General features: G+C 42.3%; 14 protein-coding genes. 8 read left to right on the top strand and 6 right to left on the bottom strand.

Going from position 1 to position 17,954, the window contains the following annotated elements; genetic code table 11:
• Positions 1-5: 5 nt before the first annotated feature.
• Positions 6-2,522: a glycoside hydrolase family 3 protein gene (locus AUR67_RS19960; RefSeq protein WP_058586551.1), complete on the top strand. Its 2,517-nt coding sequence runs from the start codon at positions 6-8 to the stop codon at positions 2,520-2,522.
• 105 nt (positions 2,523-2,627) lie between these two features.
• The gene (locus AUR67_RS19955; protein WP_058586550.1) at positions 2,628-3,239 is read left to right on the top strand and encodes a fumarylacetoacetate hydrolase family protein; all 612 of its coding nucleotides are present in this window, start codon (positions 2,628-2,630) and stop codon (positions 3,237-3,239) included.
• On the opposite strand, the gene AUR67_RS19950 is transcribed toward AUR67_RS19955, so the two are convergent.
• From AUR67_RS19950 to AUR67_RS19940, 3 genes are all read right to left on the bottom strand, one after another.
• Positions 3,190-4,116: a hypothetical protein gene (locus tag AUR67_RS19950; protein ID WP_058586549.1), complete on the bottom strand. Its 927-nt coding sequence runs from the start codon at positions 4,114-4,116 to the stop codon at positions 3,190-3,192. The two genes, AUR67_RS19955 and AUR67_RS19950, sit on opposite strands and share 50 nt — an antisense overlap.
• Before the next feature lie 136 nt (positions 4,117-4,252).
• Positions 4,253-5,305, bottom strand: a complete 1,053-nt coding sequence (locus tag AUR67_RS19945; protein WP_058586548.1) for an aldo/keto reductase — start codon at positions 5,303-5,305, stop codon at positions 4,253-4,255.
• 12 nt (positions 5,306-5,317) lie between these two features.
• Positions 5,318-5,746, bottom strand: a complete 429-nt coding sequence (locus AUR67_RS19940; RefSeq protein WP_058586547.1) for an acyl-CoA thioesterase — start codon at positions 5,744-5,746, stop codon at positions 5,318-5,320.
• Between the two features lie 153 nt (positions 5,747-5,899).
• On the opposite strand from AUR67_RS19940, the gene AUR67_RS19935 reads away from it, so the two are divergent.
• From AUR67_RS19935 to AUR67_RS19920, 4 genes are all read left to right on the top strand, one after another.
• Positions 5,900-6,106 (top strand): hypothetical protein, encoded by a 207-nt coding sequence (locus AUR67_RS19935; protein ID WP_058586546.1) that lies wholly within the window; start codon positions 5,900-5,902, stop codon positions 6,104-6,106.
• Positions 6,107-6,167: 61 nt separating this feature from the next.
• Positions 6,168-7,220: a DNA polymerase IV gene (gene dinB, locus AUR67_RS19930; protein ID WP_058586545.1), complete on the top strand. Its 1,053-nt coding sequence runs from the start codon at positions 6,168-6,170 to the stop codon at positions 7,218-7,220.
• A 106-nt stretch (positions 7,221-7,326) separates the two neighbouring features.
• On the top strand, positions 7,327-9,009 hold the full coding sequence (locus tag AUR67_RS19925) for a carbon starvation protein A (protein ID WP_058586544.1): 1,683 nt from the start codon (positions 7,327-7,329) through the stop codon (positions 9,007-9,009).
• Positions 9,010-9,112: 103 nt separating this feature from the next.
• The gene (locus tag AUR67_RS19920) at positions 9,113-10,636 is read left to right on the top strand and encodes a M17 family metallopeptidase (protein WP_058586543.1); all 1,524 of its coding nucleotides are present in this window, start codon (positions 9,113-9,115) and stop codon (positions 10,634-10,636) included.
• A gap of 64 nt (positions 10,637-10,700) precedes the next feature.
• Here the strand turns inward: AUR67_RS19920 and AUR67_RS19915 are convergent, their stop codons facing one another.
• On the bottom strand, positions 10,701-12,335 hold the full coding sequence (locus AUR67_RS19915) for a methyl-accepting chemotaxis protein (protein WP_058586542.1): 1,635 nt from the start codon (positions 12,333-12,335) through the stop codon (positions 10,701-10,703).
• A 149-nt stretch (positions 12,336-12,484) separates the two neighbouring features.
• Positions 12,485-14,710, bottom strand: a complete 2,226-nt coding sequence (locus AUR67_RS19910; protein WP_058586541.1) for a S9 family peptidase — start codon at positions 14,708-14,710, stop codon at positions 12,485-12,487.
• Between the two features lie 112 nt (positions 14,711-14,822).
• On the opposite strand from AUR67_RS19910, the gene AUR67_RS19905 reads away from it, so the two are divergent.
• Together AUR67_RS19905 and AUR67_RS19900 are read left to right on the top strand one after the other, a co-directional pair.
• A complete protein-coding gene (locus AUR67_RS19905) occupies positions 14,823-15,227 on the top strand; it encodes an HIT domain-containing protein (protein WP_058586540.1) in 405 nt (134 codons plus the stop codon).
• Between the two features lie 63 nt (positions 15,228-15,290).
• Positions 15,291-16,040 carry a substrate-binding periplasmic protein gene (locus AUR67_RS19900; RefSeq protein ID WP_058586539.1) on the top strand — a complete coding sequence of 250 codons (750 nt, stop codon included), beginning with the start codon at positions 15,291-15,293 and terminating at the stop codon, positions 16,038-16,040.
• Positions 16,041-16,112: 72 nt separating this feature from the next.
• Here the strand turns inward: AUR67_RS19900 and AUR67_RS19895 are convergent, their stop codons facing one another.
• Positions 16,113-17,813 carry a dipeptidyl-peptidase 3 family protein gene (locus tag AUR67_RS19895; RefSeq protein ID WP_058586538.1) on the bottom strand — a complete coding sequence of 567 codons (1,701 nt, stop codon included), beginning with the start codon at positions 17,811-17,813 and terminating at the stop codon, positions 16,113-16,115.
• Positions 17,814-17,954 lie beyond the last annotated feature (141 nt).

Genomic DNA, 17,954 nt, shown 5'->3' with positions numbered 1-17,954 from the left:
TAAAAATGAAATTGAAAAAAACATTCACACTCTTCTCGTTAATGATGGCAGGCGCCAGCATGACAGCTTGCACTGGGCAAGATAAGGTGGCAAACGTGAGCGCTGAGCAAGAAATTTGGCCAAACATCGAAACGGGCATTGCTGCAAATCCAGAAATGGAAGCAAAAATTGCGGAAATGCTGGCAAATATGACCCTTGAGCAAAAAATTGCGCAAATGATCCAGCCAGAAATTCGCGATATTACCGTTGAAGATATGCGCAAATACGGCTTTGGTTCTTACCTTAATGGCGGTGGCGCATTCCCAAATAATGATAAACATGCCAGTGCCGCAGATTGGATTGATCTTGCTGAAAAAATGTATCAAGCCTCAATTGATGACTCGCTCGATGGCAGCTCAATTCCGACTATGTGGGGCACCGATGCTGTGCATGGTCACAATAACGTTATTGGTGCGACGCTATTCCCACATAACATTGGTTTAGGTGCAACAAACAACCCTGAGTTAATTGAAAAAATTGCAGCCGCTACCGCGCAAGAAGTGATGGTAACAGGCATCGATTGGGTATTCGCGCCAACAGTCGCAGTTGTTCGTGACGACCGCTGGGGTCGTACTTATGAAGGTTACTCTGAAGACCCTGAAATTGTAAAAGCATATTCAGCAGCCATTGTTAAAGGATTGCAAGGTGCGGTTGATGACGACTTTTTATCAGATAAGCGCGTGATCAGTACCGTTAAACACTTTTTAGGTGATGGCGGTACCGAAGGCGGTGATGACCAAGGTAATAACACAGCATCTGAGCAAGAGTTATTTGATATTCATGCGCAAGGGTATGTGGGCGGTTTAGGTGCTGGCGCACAAACTGTAATGGCGTCATTTAATAGCTGGAATGGTGAAAAAATTCACGGCAGCAAATACCTACTTACTGACGTACTAAAAGGCAAAATGGGCTTTGATGGTTTTGTAGTTGGTGACTGGAATGGCCATGGTCAAATTCCAGGTTGTACTAATGGCAACTGTGCACAAGCAGCAAATGCGGGCCTTGATGTGTACATGGTGCCAACAGATGCATGGAAACCTCTTTACGAAAACCTTATCAAACAAGTTAAAAGTGGCGAAATTGCGCAAAGCCGCATCGATGATGCTGTAACACGTATTTTACGTGTGAAAATGCGCGCAGGTTTGTTTGATAAGCCAAGCCCTGCTAAGCGTCCGCTTTCAGGGAAAACAGAGATCATTGGCAGTGCGAAGCATCGCGCAGTTGCAAAGCAGGCAGTGCGTGAATCACTGGTTCTTCTAAAAAATAAACAACAGTTGTTACCGCTCGCACCAAGCTCAAACGTATTAGTTGCCGGTCAGGGCGCTGATAACATTGGTATGCAGTCAGGTGGTTGGACAATCACTTGGCAGGGTACAGGTAACGAAAATAGTGACTTCCCGGGTGGTTCTTCAATTTTTGATGGTATCAAAAATACGGTTGAGCAAGCCGGTGGTCAGGTTCAATACAATATAAATGGCGAATTTGAAGCTAAGCCAGATGTTGCGATTGTTGTATTTGGTGAGCAACCGTATGCAGAAGGTAATGGTGATTTAGATAACCTTGAATACCAACGCGGTAATAAAACTGATTTAGCCTTACTTAAAAAGCTAAAAGATGCCGGTATTCCTGTGGTGTCGCTATTTATTAGTGGCCGCCCAATGTGGGTGAATGCAGAGCTCAATGCCAGTGATGCGTTTGTCGCAACTTGGTTACCAGGTAGTGAAGGTGATGCAATCAGCGATGTTATCTTTAAAAACCAAGATGGTTCTATCAATCATGACTTTAAAGGTAAGTTATCGTTCTCATGGCCAAATAACCCAGTAGGTAACCAAAACCGTGGCGATAAAGATTACGCGCCACTGCTGCCTTATGGCTTTGGTTTAACTTACCAAGATAAAAACACATTAGCAGATGACTTAAGCGAAAAATCACAAGTCGCCGCTAAATTAGAAGACTTAGTACTATTTGAGCGCGCCGTAAAAGCACCATGGTCACTGCAACTACAAAGTGGTTCTGAGCTCCAAGCCATGACTAGTAGCCGTGCAGCACTTAACGCTGTTAGCGTAAAAACCTTTGATAAAGACGTGCAAGAAGATGCGCGTGCAATCACCTTTAACGGTAAAGAAGAAGCTGCGGTTCGTTTAATGGCGGCTTTCCCGTCGGATCTTCGTTCATACGTTGAAAAAGCGGGGCAGTTAGAAATGCAAATTAAGGTAGATCAAGCCGCTGATGCGCCGCTAATGCTGGGTATGCAATGTGGTGAAAACTGTGACGGTCAATTTGATATTAGCAAACAGGTTAAAGCAGCAAATGATTGGCAAACCCTGACTATTGATTTGAGCTGCTTTGCTGAGCAAGGTGTGCAACTTGGACAAGTGTTCTCACCTTGGCAGCTAGCCACTGAAGGTGCATGGCAGGTATCGATTGCTAAATTGAATGTGACAACCGCTAAGAAAAACGATACTGCTATTTCTTGCAACTAACTTTTTTCTCCCTTAATGTTCCTCATGGCTAACAGGTGCTGTCGCATCTGTTAGCCTTTTTTATGTAAAGCCATTATTTGGTATAAATTACCTAACGGAGGAATAATGCATAAGGTTAGATTTGCAGATAAAACGTTTTTACCTAGTAAAATCATTTGTGTTGGCCGTAATTATGCAGCACATATTGCAGAGCTTAACAACGAAACGCCTACAAATATGGTGCTGTTTGCAAAACCAAATAGTGCGATCACCGATTCCCTCAATAGTGAACACTTAGCTGAGACTTTACATTACGAAACAGAGCTTTGTTTTTTAGTTAAAAATAAGCAACTGGCTGCGGTTGGGCTTGGGCTTGATTTAACTAAGCGAGGCCTACAAAGTACACTTAAAGAAAAAGGCCTACCTTGGGAGCGCGCAAAAGCATTTAATGGTTCAGCGCTTTTTACTGAGTTTGTTGCCGTTAATTCCAACTTTCACTATCAATTTAGTCTAAAGATTGATGGTAAAGACACTCAACTAGGCGATACAAAGTTAATGCTGCATAACGCAGAGCAAATCTTAGCTGAAATCAGTGAATTTATGGACCTAGAAGATGGCGACATCATTATGACGGGCACGCCCGAAGGAGTAGGGAAGGTTGTCGCTAATTCAACCTTTGCGGTAACACTTATGGATGGTCAGCAGGTGTTGTTAACTCATCAGTGGCAGGCTCTTTAAGCAGCTCTAAAATGTAGCGCTGATAATACGATGAAAACTCAGGAAAGCTTTGTTCGAGCCAAACTCGTTGGCTTTGCTGATATCTCTCGCTTGGTAGTACCTTGTTTTTCAGTGCCTCATTAATTTCTGCTAGCACTTTTTCGGCATAATTATTAGGTGCGCTTGTCGAGCAGCCTATGGCACCAAAAACCACATTCTGGGCTGGGTTAACAATAGTAAGCTTTTGAATATTCTGTTGGTTTTGTTGATTGTAATAATCAGCAACAAATGGGTAATCAATTGTGTAATCAATGTAGCCATGCTCTAACTGCGATAGCAAAGCAAAAATAGGACTGCTGCCATTACCACTTAATGCTGCACTTTCGTAAAGCTTGGTATTTTTAGCAATTTTATCTAATTGACTGCCAAATTTACGCGCATCGTTTTGACCATAAATGAAATTGGCATCAGTCAATAATGAGACTAATGACACTGGGTTACCGTGTTTTTGCTTAATTTTTAGTGCTTTTTCTTTGGTACTTAATACGCTAAACGGTGGATACACTGTGGTTGGGATTGAGTAAGTAGCAAGGTTAGTTTTTTTATCTCGATGGATCATGCAAGCATAGCATGCCATTTGTCCGTCACTGAGATATTTACTGCCACGTTTTTGCGGCAACATCACTTTGCTGTGGTTAATGTCAGGTAATGCTTCAATCAACATATCGGTAATTTCATTGCACAGCCCACCATGGGGGGTAGCGTTACTTTTCTCGATATAGAAAGGCTTCGCATCATTTTCAAGCCAGGTAATAGAGAGCTTGTCGGAGGCATGAGTAATTGGAGCTAGCAACATCCCTGCAACCACATATACTACTTGTTTTATGTATTTACTCATTAACAACCTACATAGTGAAACACTATGAATAACTATACACTAAAGTATGGGTAAAATTGTAGGTAGAGTATAAAAATGATGAATAAGTATTAATAAGCCTGTCAGGTAACAGGCTTATAATAATGCAAAATATTGCTTAGAAAGGCATTGGATAGCGGGTAAATACGTCAGCGATTTTATCGTTAGCTTCATCGCTTAATTGCACAGAAAAAGCATCTATATTTTCTTTTAACTGTGCCGTTGATGTTGCACCTATGATTGTTGAGCTTACGCCATCTACCTGATCACACCATGCTAATGCGAGCTGTGAAGGTGTTAAATTAAAGGCGTTAGCAATTTCAACATATTCAGCAATTGCAGCGCGTGATTGTGCTGTGTCTCTAAATAGGCCATTACGTTGCACGAGTGTCCAACGACTTCCTTCAGGGCGAGCACCATTTAAGTACTTACCGCTTAACATGCCGCCACCTAGCGGTGACCAAGGTAGGTAAGCAATATCTTCATGAATACATTGTTCAATCAAATACGGCCAATCTTTGGCGTGCAGTAGACTAAATTCGTTTTGAATCGATACCATACGCGGAAGGTTATGCTGTTCACTTAAACGCAAGTACTGGCTAATGCCCCAAGGAGTATCGTCTGATAAACCACAGTGCTTAATTTTACCAGCCTTGATACAGTCATTCAGACCTTCAAGAATATCTAACATGCCAGCAATATTTTGCTCAGTATCAGCCTCAGAGAAGCACACTTTACCTGGCCACTGTTTACCAAAGTGGGGTGATGTGCGGTTAGGCCAATGCAATTGGTATAAATCGATAACCTCAGTTTGTAAGCGTTTAAGAGATGCATCAACGGCTTCAACAATGGCTTGGCGAGTAATATCGCCTCCATCGCGTACCCAAGCTAAGCCGTTACCTGCAATTTTAGTGGCAATGACAAGATCATCGCGTTTGTCTTTATTACGCGCTAACCAATTACCAATGATCTCTTCAGTTTTACCGTAGGTGTCTGGAGAAGGTGGAACGGCATACATTTCGGCGGTATCAATAAAGTTAACGCCTTTATCTAATGCGTAGGCGATTTGTTCATCGGCATCGGCTTGGTTGTTTTGCATACCCCATGTCATGCTACCTAAGCAGACACGAGATACATCAATACCACTTCGACCAAGTGGGCTATAAAGCATAATAGATCCTTGTTAATCGCTAGAATGGGCTTTAAGTGCAGTTAATAACTCATCATTTAACTGGGCTTTTTTACCCGTTTTAAAATTAAACATAACCACTTGTGATGAGCCAATGGTTGTTACTGCGTCTTGGCTTTCACTAAATACAGTGTAATGCATCATAAAACGATCTTGTTCAATGTCACTAATCTTTACACCAACATGCACAGTATCAGGAAATGTCACCGGGCGTTTATAGCGGGCATTGTTTTCGCTGATCACCGGACCCACACCTGTTACTTGTAAATCTTTAAGAAAGCCTAGTTGAGTAAAAAAATCGATACGGGCTGTTTCAAAGTAGCGAAAATACACCACATTATTGACGTGCTGCAGGGCATCCATTTCACCCCATGCAACATTAATTTTTGTTCTGATAGGGTGTTGTTCTATAAACGATTGCATAGTAAATCTTCGTTGATTGTGAGAAAACTTAGGTTAGCAATATGCTGCTTTTAGCTCAAGGAAATTAGGAAACTCAGTAGATTGTGCTAGGTTTATAAGTTCACGCTTACGTAAAGTGTGAGCAAAATGAACACACATTAAAGGACCTTAATTATGCAGCAACTAACCTTGAAGGTGATAAAGTGGATTGCACTTTTCATCTTACTCGCTCTAGCTTTGCTCTGTTATAGCATGGGCACAATGTCAGGATTTATCGCTTTAATTGTCGTGGGCTTGTTATTAGAAGCCGCGTTTTGGTTATTTGGTTCACGGCTTATTAGCCGTAAAAAACCAAACCAACAAACAAGCCAAACCTCTTAGCTTGCACTCTCAGGAAGTTTAAATATAATAACTGTATATATAAACAGTTGTTGTATTCCTGATGAAAAAATTCATTCACATCGATATGGACTGCTTTTATGCTGCCGTGGAGATGCGTGATAACCCCGCGCTTGCCAATGTGCCACTGGCTATAGGTGGTAATAGTCGTCGCGGGGTGCTTTCAACTGCTAATTATATTGCCCGTAAATATGGTGTGCGCTCGGCTATGTCGAACTATCACGCCAAGCAACTGTGCCCCGATCTGGTTATCGTGCCCGGACGAATGCAGGTTTATAAAGAAATCTCCACGCAAATTCGCGCCATTTTTGCAAAGTACACCGACCTTATTGAGCCATTATCGTTAGATGAAGCCTACCTTGATGTAACCGACAGTACCGCATGCAAAGGCAGTGCAACACTGATGGCGCAGCAAATCCGCCAAGAAATCTACGACACCACAGGACTAACAGCATCAGCGGGCGTCGCGCCAATTAAGTTTATTGCCAAAATAGCCAGCGATGAAAATAAGCCTAATGGTCAGTTTGTGGTATTGCCTGATGAGGTTGATGACTTTTTAGCGAATTTACCGCTTGGTAAAATTCCCGGCGTAGGCAAGGTGACATTAGAAAAGCTGCAACTTAAAGGGCTTTACACAGGGGCTGATGTGCGTGCGAAAGGGGTTAATTGGATGCAGCAGCACATTGGTAATTTTGGCGTGTCTTTATATCAAAAGTGTGCAGGGGAATACGTTGGCAAAGTGTCAACTGAGCGAGTACGAAAGTCACTCAGTGTTGAGCACACCTATGAATACAACAAAAATAATTTAGACGAGTGTTTAAGTCAGTTACCCCGCTTGATGGATGAATTAACTCGTCGTCTTGATAAACAACAATTAAACAACCGCATCAATAAGTTATCGGTGAAGGTCAAGTTTGCCAATTTTGTCGTGACCAGTGCCGATCAAAGCCACCATCAATTAGACGAACGCATTTTTGCTGAGTTAATGAGCAAAGCCTATGAACGAGGTAACAACCAGCCCGTACGCCTGTTAGGAATAGGTGTCGGAATAAAGAGTCAGGCTCACGAGCATTTTCAGCTGAGTATATTAGACTAAAGGTTAACACCTTGGTGCTTGAAAGTTTGTTAGTGTCTAGTTGGGGTGCTAGGCCTGCCTAGTTCAACACCTTAGACAACATTATAACTTAATAAGAGAGATGACTATGCAATCGGTCGTAATCGTGCTGCTCGGAATAGTCGGTATGTTGTTCGGATGGTTCTTTTATTCGAAATTCATCGCCGAAAAAATATTTAAAATGGATGATAATTTTGTCACACCAGCTCATGAACTTGAGGATGGTGTGGATTATGTGCCAACTAACAAAGTTGTGTTATGGGGCCACCATTTCACCTCTGTTGCAGGTGCTGCGCCAATTGTTGGGCCTGCCATTGCCGTATACTGGGGCTGGGTGCCTGCGGTACTTTGGGTAGTATTTGGTACTATCTTTTTTGCTGGTGTTCACGACATGGGAGCTCTTTGGGCCAGTGCGCGTAACAAGGGTAAATCAATGGGCGCTTTATCTGAAAGCGTAATTGGTAAACGCACCCGTGCATTATTTATGATTGTGGTGTTCTTAGTACTGTTGATGGTGAATGCGGTATTTGGTGTGGTGATTGCCAAATCATTTGTATCGCAACCTAATGCGGTATTCCCTGCTTGGTCAGCGATTGTTGTGGCCTTAGTTATTGGTCAGTTGCTACGCCGTAAAGTGTCGTTAATTCCGCTTTGTTTCATTGGTGTGGGGATCCTTTATTACACCATTTACCTTGGTAGTGGCATGCCTATTTCATTACCTGATGAAATGTTTGGCTTAAGTGCTAATGCGAACTGGATCATCATCTTATTTATCTATGCAGCTATTGCTTCATTATTGCCAGTTTGGATGCTTTTACAGCCACGCGACTTCATCAATGGTATGCAGTTATTGGTTGGTTTAGTGTTACTTTATGGTGCAGTGTTTATGTCAATGCCGGATATCACAGCCCCTGCGTTTAATACTCAAACGGCGGTTGATACACCAAGTATTATTCCATTGCTATTTGTGACCATAGCTTGTGGTGCGGTATCGGGTTTCCACGGTATTGTGTCTTCAGGTACCAGCTCTAAACAGTTGAACAAAGAAACCGATGGTCGCTTTGTGGGCTACTTAGGTGCAGTAGGCGAAGGTATGCTTGCGCTTATTACGCTAGTTGCAGTTAGTGGTGTTGCACTTGCTGTATCTCCTGAAGAATGGCACGAAATTTACAGTCACTTAGGTGCTGGAAGTGTGAGCGCCTTTATTAATGGTGGCGCTAACTTAATTGAAAGTGGTTGGGGTATCTCGCAAGAGGTGGCATCAACCTTACTTGCTGTAATGGTGGTCTTGTTTGCGGGGACTACGATGGACTCTGGCGTACGCTTGCAGCGTTATATCATTCAAGAGTGGGGTGATATTTATAATATCAGCATCATTCGTAATGGTATTGTAGCTACACTCATTGCAGTACTTAGCTGTTTACTGCTTGCCTTTGGTGCTGGTGGCGCTGACGGTAGCGGCGGTATGATTATTTGGCCATTATTCGGTTCGACTAACCAAATCTTAGCAAGTTTAACCCTACTGGTTATCTCGGTAATGCTTATTAAAGCGAATCGCCCGGCTAAATACACCCTGATCCCAATGAGCTTTGTATTAGTTATGGCGTTCTTTGCTGGGGTTATTAAACTGGGCGAGTACTACCAACAAGGTAACTGGTTACTGGTGACACTTGATTTGTTAGTACTGGTTGTGAGCGTACTGGTTATGCTTGAAGCTTGGTCTGTAATTGTTAAGCATCGTAAAGACTCAGCACACATTACAGAGCAGTAAACTTAGCTTGCCAGCCATATCGTAAGCTGTCTTACTTGGCTGGCAATAGCGCTCTAAATCAATGATAATAAGGTCCTATGTTTCTAACAGCAGGACCTTTTTTATGGCATACCCTCATGCAGTTGCAGCCCCGAAATTAGCGGATGCAAATCACGATGCATTGATTATTATCGGTGATGATTTTTCTTCTTTAGCAGATGCAAGCTTAAGCCAAGCTATTAGCGCTCAACAAGCTGTAGACGCACGTATTGGCAAGCAAGTGACATTACTTGTAATTGACTCTAAACGCGTTATTTTAGCGCCTACAGGCCCTCTAAACCGTGATTATGATGATGTACGTCGTTACTTTGACGCAGCAAAGCAAGGTGTACTAGAGGCGAAAGCATCGGGTAGCACTCAGCCAGCAATTTTACTTGCTAACGTAAATCAAGACAGCCGTTACAAGCATGCCCTTGAAGTGGCTTATTTAGGTGCTTGCCAAGCGCTTTGGCAACCACTTGAGGCACGTGAGTTCCACGGCCAAGCGATTGAACCAATTAGCCAAATTAGCCTAGTGGGTGCAGATGAGGCAATGAGCAAAGCGCTTAATGCTATTGCTGCGGGTCAGTACGCTGCACGTGATTTATGTGGTACAGAGCCTGAGCGTATGGCACCACCTCGTTTTGCAGACTACTGCGTTGAGTTATTTGCTGGTAGTAAGGTGTCTGTTGAAGTGATTTCAGATATCAACACTATCGATAAAGATTACCCAATGATGAGCACTGTAGCGCGCGCATCTTATGCTGTTGAGCGTCATCACCCACGTGTTGTAAAACTAGAGTACGTGCCTGAAGGCGACGTTGAGCGTACCTTAATGTTTGTTGGTAAAGGTTTAGTTTACGATACTGGTGGTGCAGACCTTAAAGTGGGTGGCTTTATGGCAGGTATGAGCCGTGATAAAGGCGGTGCAGCTTCGGTTGCTGGCTTTATGAAATCAGTGGCTGACTTTGCACCAAAAGGCGTAAAAGTGATTGCTTACTTAGCCGTAGTTCGTAACTCAATTGGTTCTGATTGTTTTGTTCCTGATGAAATCATTACCAGCCGTGAAGGTGTGCGTGTTCGTATCGGTAACACAGATGCTGAAGGCCGTTTAGCAATGGGTGACTTACTAAGCGAAATGAAAGATCGTGCTTTAAACGAAGTAAACCCAGAGCTATTCACTGTTGCAACACTAACAGGCCATGCAGCTCGTGCGATGGGTCCTTACAGTGCGTATGTTGAAAATGGTCCAGCTCGTGCTGCGAAAATTTCGCGCCAAATTGCTGACTTAGGCGATTTATGGGCAGATGGCGCCGAAGTATCTCGTAGCCGCCGTGAAGATTATGACTTTATTCGTCCTCGCACGTTAGCTGACGATGTATTATCAAGTAACAATGCTGCTTCTGCAGTGACAGCTCGTGGTCACCAGTTCCCAATGGCATTCTTAGCGATTGTTGGTGGTTTAGATAAACATGGCACTGAATCAGCGCAACCATTACCGTATGTTCATATGGACATCGCAGGTAGCGGCGTAGAAGGCGGTGATTGGCAACATGGTAAGCCTACCGCAGCAACAGTCAGCAGCTTATTCGCTCGCTATTGTTTATAAGCTAAAAGCTATAAGTTTTTAGTTTTAAAAGCCCCGCACAGTAGTGCGGGGCTTTTTTTTGGTGTTAATCGAGCTTGAAGCGGTTAACGACATCACTTAACGCTTGTGAGCTTTGCTTTAAGTTTTCACTGGCGTTCGAGAGTCCTTCGGTATTCGACAGTGATTGCTCAGTTGATTGCGAAAGCTCATTAATCCGTAAATTAACCTCATCTGCTGCGCTAGTTTGTTGCTCGGTAGCGCGGGCGATCTGGCTGTTCATATCTTTAATAATAGAGACAAGTCGCTCAATCTCACTCAATGAACTATTTGCTTCACCTGCTTGTGAAACTGTTTCAGTTGATAACTGTTGGCTTGCTGATACAGCATCAACAGCAGCTTGTGCGCCAGTTTGTAGTTTACTGATCATGGCTTGAATTTCGTCGGTACTTTTACCTGTACGACTTGCTAATGTACGCACTTCGTCAGCTACAACGGCAAAGCCTCGACCTTGCTCACCAGCACGGGCCGCTTCAATGGCAGCATTGAGTGCCAGTAAGTTGGTCTGCTCAGCAATACTGCGGATAACATCAAGTACTGAGCCAATGTTGTTACTCTCTGCAGCAAGATCCGCCGTTACCTTACTCACTTGTTCAATATTATGCGACAGGGTCTCAATGGCGGTAATGGTCTTGTTAAGAACCTGCTTGCCCGCTTCGGCATTTTGCGCCGCTTCATTGGCGGCATGCTCAGCTTGATCGGCATTTTGGCTGACATCGTGAATTTGATGGGTCATTTGTTCCATCGCGGTTGCTACTTGTGTTGAGCTGTCGTTTTGTAATTCAATAAAAGAGTGATTTGTTTTACTGGCATCATCAACGCTATGAGCAAACTGATTTACTTGCTCGGCATTGTGGGCAACATGTTTGAGTGACTCACGCATTTTTGCGGTGTACAAGTTAAAGTAGCGCGATAAACGAGATACTTCATCATTGCCATTTTCATCAAGCTTTTGGGTCAAATCGCCTTCACCTTGCGAGATGTCTTTCATCATGTTTGCGGCAAGTTGGGTCGGGCGAAGAATGCTATTGGCAATGAGGTAGCTTAGCGCAACTAGTAGGGCAATGATCACCACAGCGGTAATAATCACATGGTTACGTAGCGAAGAGAATGCCTCTTCAATGGTATCGATGTAGACACCAGAGCCTACAATCCACTGCCATTTATCAAAGCCTTTTACGTAGGCAATTTTATCAACCGGATCGTCTTTACCTGGTTTTGGCCACTTATAAGGAATAAAACCTTCACCTTGTTTTTTGACAATATTTACCATATCGACAAATAACAACACGCCATCTGGATCTTTACTGCCAGCTAGGGATTTACCATTTAATTCGGGCTTAAATGGGTGCATGATCATCACGGGTTGATAATCGTTGATCCAAAAGTAATTGCTGTTGTCGTAACGAAGTGCAGAAATTGTTTCGAGGGCTGCTTGTTTGGCTTGTTGCTCACTCAGCTTACCTTGCTCAAACAACTCATAATTATGCTCAATAATAGAGTAAGCAGACTCAACAAGGTTTTGGGTCTTAATGTATTGCTCTTGCTTTAGCGAGCTGTATTGCTGCGTTAAACTCGAGACGCTTAAAAATATCAGCCCTATCACGACCACACTCACTAACATGGCGAGGCGCTGAAAAATTGTAAAACGGCGTAAATTCATGTGTATTCCTTCGTCATGCCCATAGGAGCAATGTATTAAGCGTAGCTAAAATAGGTCGAAAATCTAGTTAAATAGTAGAATACATTGAGACAAAAAAAAGGCTGATTTAACAATCAGCCTTTAGTCTAAGTCACCGAAATTAAACGTGATTACTCAACGTTAAAGTGTCGGTTGAAGAAACTTGTGATGGTTTGGTGTAAGTGCGTTTGTACGCTCTTGCCACGTAAACTGTGTTTTGAACCTGGGTAAGTCATCATTTCGAACTGCTTTTCTTGATCTTGCAGTTGTTTGAATAACTTAGTGGCATGAGTGAATAATACGTTATCATCTGCCATACCGTGGTAAATCATCAGTGGGCCTTTTAAGCCTTCGGCATATGGGAAAACTGCACTTGCCTCGTAACCTTTCGCGTTAGTTGCAGGGTGACCTACATAACGCTCAGTGTAGTGAGTGTCGTAAAGTGCCCAATCAGTGACTGGTGCACCAGAAACACCGGCTTTGAAGTAGTCGCCCGCTTTAAACATCGTCATAAGCGCCATATAACCACCGTAGCTGTGGCCATAAATACCAATACGTTCAGGGTCAACGTAATCAAGGGTGCGTAAGAACTCGACACCTTTAATTTGGTCTGCCACTTCAGCAACACCTAAGTGCTTATAAATCACGTCTTCAAACTTTTTACCACGGTTGTATGAACCACGGTTATCAAGTTGGAAAATAACATAGCCTTGTTGTGCCATGTACTGGAAGTATAAGTTTTTACTACGCCAGCTGTTCGTTACGCGCTGAGCATGAGGGCCACCATACACGTTAACAATAACTGGGTGCTTTTTACCATCTTGGTAATTAGTTGGCTTGAATAAACGGTAATGCATGATTTGTCCGTCTTCAGCCTTTAACGTGCCGTATTCTGGGGTGATCAAATCAGCTAGGTAAGGCGTTAATGGGTGTGACTTATCTAACTTGTTTTCTTCAAGCCAAGTGATAAATTCGCCATTAATTTTACGTAATGCTGCAGAGCCAGGCTTATTCACTGATGAGCTGTTATCGATAAAGGTTTTGTTATCTTTAGCAATCACCACATTATGATAAGCACCTAGCTCAGTTACGCGCTTAATTTCGCCTTTTTTGAATAGCGGTACGCTGTATAGGTGGCTCTCAAGTGCTGTATCTTTGCGACCTGCAAAATAAACAATGCCTTTTTTCTCGTCGATACCTTTTAAGCTATCTACAACCCACTCACCTTGGGTGATTTGACGGATCATTTCACCATTTGTGCGGTATAAATAAAGGTGTTTAAAACCGTCGCGCTCAGATGCCCAAACGAAATGTTTCTTATCGTTTAAGAACTGCAAATCAAAGTGCAGGTTAATCCAAGTGTCACTAGTTTCTGCTAGGGCAACGGCTTGTTTTTTAGTGTCGCTATTATAAAAACGTAACTCTAAGTTATGTTGCGAGCGGTCTTGCCACTGATAAGAAAGAGTTTTGTTATCTTTTAACCATTTTGCGCGAGCGATATAGATATCTTGATCGTCGCCTAAATCAACCCAGTCAGTTTTTTGATTGTTGATGCTTACAACACCTAACTGAATTTTAACGTTGTCGGTACCTGTAAACGGGTAGCGCTGATTAAATAGCTTTACTTCATCGGCGTAAATCTCATTACGGATCGCTTCTTTTACTGGGCTTTCATCAACACGGGTATAAGCGATTTTAGACTCATCACCAGACCACCAGTAACCAGTCATACGGCCCATTTCTTCTTGCGCAACAAATTCGGCCATACCATTTTTAATAACGCCGCCGCCATCTTTACTTAATTGGATTTCTTGACCCGTTTTTAAGTTAAGTGCATACAGGTTTTGCTCACGAATAAACGACACATAATGGCCTTTAGGTGAGAAACGTGCATCGGTTTCAAATGCTTCTGTGTCGGTTAATTTACGGCTTTTAGCTGAAGCAAGCTCATAATAGTAAAGGTCGCCATTAAGTGGGAATAAAAGCGCTTTACCGTCTTTTGACCATTTATATTCTAAGATCCCTTTACCAAAAATACGCTGGCGCTCACGGCGTGCTTTTTCTTCATCAGATAAGTTTTCTGGACCAGAAAATAGCGCAGCAGAATCAACTAACAAGCGGTTTTTATTATCCTTTAAGTTGTATTCCCATAAGTCGTAACGGTTGTAATCATCGGTTTTACCTTGCAGGTAAGTAACACGACTTCCGTCTGGAGAGAATTTAAGTTGTACAGGCGCTTTACCTGCTAAGCTTGGATCGTCAAAAATACGCTCAAGAGTAAGAGGTTCAGCGGTCACACTGAATGCTGTTGCCACCACTGGCAAAGCAAGTGAGAGAGATTTAATTTTTTTTAGCACAGGAGTACCTTCGCTCGAATAAAAACTGCCACGATGTTAATGGTAAGCTTAGGCAACTGCAACAAAATGCTATAAAGTAGGGTTTGTTTACCCAAGATCAAAGGATTTATTGATGAAAAATACTGATGCGCCGTTTTCTTTGGCCCCAGAACTACAACGCGACTGCATTGAGCTTGCTGATTGGCCATTGTGTAAAGTATTGCTGATGAATGATAGCCAATACCCTTGGTTTATTTTAGTGCCAAGAGTCGCTGGCGTTAAAGAGATAATTGACCTTTCTGAAGAGCTACAAATTACCTTATTACAAGAGTCGGGCAAACTGAGTAAATTATTACAACAGGTATTCAACCCAGACAAACTCAATGTAGCAGCACTAGGGAATATGGTACCGCAATTACATGTTCATCATATTGCGCGTTTCACAACTGATGCAGCTTGGCCAACACCAATTTGGGGTAAATTACCTGCAGTACCTTATAGCGACGAACAAATTGCCGCATTAAAAGCGCACTTTTAAACTGTTTGATCTAGTTATATTGAACTAAGCTAAATGGATGATAAATACAGAGGTGCAGAATAAATGAAACACACAGTCTTTGCCGTGTTGCTTATTCTGAGCTCTTTTTCTTGTTTAGCAAAAAGCTATTACTTTGTTGGTAGCCACTTTCCTGCCATTTTGGAGCAAGATCAACAAGGCACAGTGGTTGGCTTAGGTGCCGATATTGCTCACGAAATTTGCAGGCGTTTAGGGCATGAGTTGGTAATTGATATCATGCCACTAAAACGCGCTCTAAAAATGGTAGAGCAAGGTCAGGCTGATGCCATTATTGGTCCTTACAAATCCATTATTCGTCAGCAGTATATGCAATTTAGTGACTTGCCCTTTTACGAAGACCCGATTGTTTTATATACCAAAAAGAACAATGATGTGACTTGGGTTGGAAACTTTGCCAGCCTTCGTAAAGATATTATTGGTACCATTCGAGGTTGGAACTATGGTCCTGAGTTTAAGCGTAACGAGGCAAATTTATCGCTATCTGAAGTGGGTAATGTGCGGGCTAGTTTTTTACAATTGATGCATAACCGAGTTGACTTAATTCTTACCCATCCTCGGGCTGCAAAGCCTGTGATCGACAGTTTAGATATAGCAGATAAAGTGATTATGTTATCGCCGCCGGTGACGGTTAATCAGGGTTATTATGGCTTTAGTAAGCAACGCGAACTCGATGAATTTATTAATGCTTTTAATGCAGAGTTTCAAAAAATGCTGATCAACGGGGATATTGTAGAATTGAATTCTAAATACGGCCTCAATTTTGTAGCACACTAGCTATGCTTTAGTAGGTTTGGTGCAATAAAAAACGCTGCAATTGCAGCGTTTTTTATTAAAGGAGAATAAGGCTTAAAGACCTAATACTTCTTTACCTTGTTTGAAAGTAACATCAACAGGGATATTAGCTTGGCTTAGTTTTTCTAAGTCTTTAGCTAGTTCAGCTTTGATTTCGCCATGAGTTGCGATTAGCTGATCAACTTTTTGGTAATCACCGTCACCTTGAATAGTAAGGATAAGGTTAGATAGTTTCTCCATTGCTTGGCTCATTTTCTCCATGTTAACGCTGTATAAGCCGTCAGGATTTTTAGAGAATGCACCTTCTTCAGCGAAGAAGTTAAAGCGGATCATGTTCGCTTTACCGTGTGCGCTTGATGCACCAAAACGTACTGAGCGGAAGATACCAGCCATAAAGGTGATGTAGTAATCTTCTAATGTGCCCTCTGTGATCTCGCCTTTCTTAAGTAATTGCTCAACCATGTAAAGACCTAAGATATCCGCTTTACCTTCTTCAAGGGCACTTGCATGCTCTTGCAATGATTGGCGAACAGTTCCTTTACCAGTAATGGTGTTTTTAATACCTAAACCGTGCGCTACTTCGTGGAACATAGTGTTTGCGAAGAAAGCATCAAAGGTAATGTGTTTACGCTGCTCAGGAACAATTAGCTGCTCTGAAATTGGCACTAAGATTTTATCGAATTTAGCGCGCATCGCGTTTTTAAGCTGTAAACGACGTGTGCCTTTTTCTAGTTGTACTTGCTCATCATTTGGTAGGTTGATAGCAATTGTTTTACTACCTGCATTTGAGTGACCTGCGTAATAAACAACATCGTAAGCATTTAGGTCAGCATCAGAGCCAGGGACTTCTTGCTTGTACTTTTCGTCTACAGGTAAACCTTTTTGTAGCTCAGGTAAGAAAGCGGCAAATTTAGCTAAACGCTCGCTCCATGCTAAATCTTTAATTAGTACATAAGATTCATACGCTGCACGGTAACCAAATAATTGATCTTCATAGGTTTCGATAGGGCCAATAACCACGTCAATTGGGTTATTTTTCATATCCATCCATGCAAAATCAGATGGTTGGAAGTCATCACTTACTAGTGCGTCTGCGCGCATGCTTAGGTAGTTAGCAAATTCTTTATCATCAGCCAGTTTACTTGCTTCGCGTAATAAATTAGCTGCTTTTTCTAGTTCTTGTGCATACTCAACTGAGTAAGCCACGCTATAAAGAAGACCTTTTTCATCGCGCTTGATCACCGAGTAAAGACCGGTTTTGTCATCAACGATTGCGTTGTTTAATTCTTCTTTAGTGATATCGCTTGGGTAAAACTCAGCGCCTAGTGGCTTTTCTTCATAACCCGATAAGAAAACCTGGTCACCGTTTAAGCGATCCCAAGGGCCGTAGTTAATATCTGCAAACTTCTGAACTTTTTCATCATTAATTTTTGCTAAGAAAGCGTCTTTGCTCTCACCAAATGCTTGGCGCCAAAATAGCTCATCCATGATTTTTGAGGCATCTATTAACTTGCCAATCATTTGCTTCTGGTTATCGCTTAAGTGGCTAAGATCAGAAGTAAGCGTAAAGTCAGTGTAAATGTCTAAGCGGCTTTTCTCAGCATTGATAAGTTGTGGGTTGTTTTGTTCAGTAGTTTGCTTTGTTTGCTCTGCAGCAGGCTTAGTTTGAGAAGTGGTAGCTTGCTGGTCAGAACATGCACCAAGGAAAACAGCACCTGATAAGATAAGTGCTTGGCTAATTTTATTTAATGTCATTTTTTTGCCCGTTAAAAAAGTGAGAGTCATTGCTTAGAAAACAAAAAGTCTATGCATTAAAGCAAACCTGACATATATATGGCAAGTTTACAGCACTAGAAGCAATATTTATTAGGGCGTGTTGACCTTTGTGGATTAAAA

The sequence above is a fragment of the Pseudoalteromonas sp. XI10 genome, assembly GCF_001469895.1.
Classification (GTDB): Bacteria; Pseudomonadota; Gammaproteobacteria; order Enterobacterales; family Alteromonadaceae; genus Pseudoalteromonas.
Note: the sequence above shows the minus strand (reverse complement) of the source record. Positions and strands in the feature narration are given on the sequence as shown.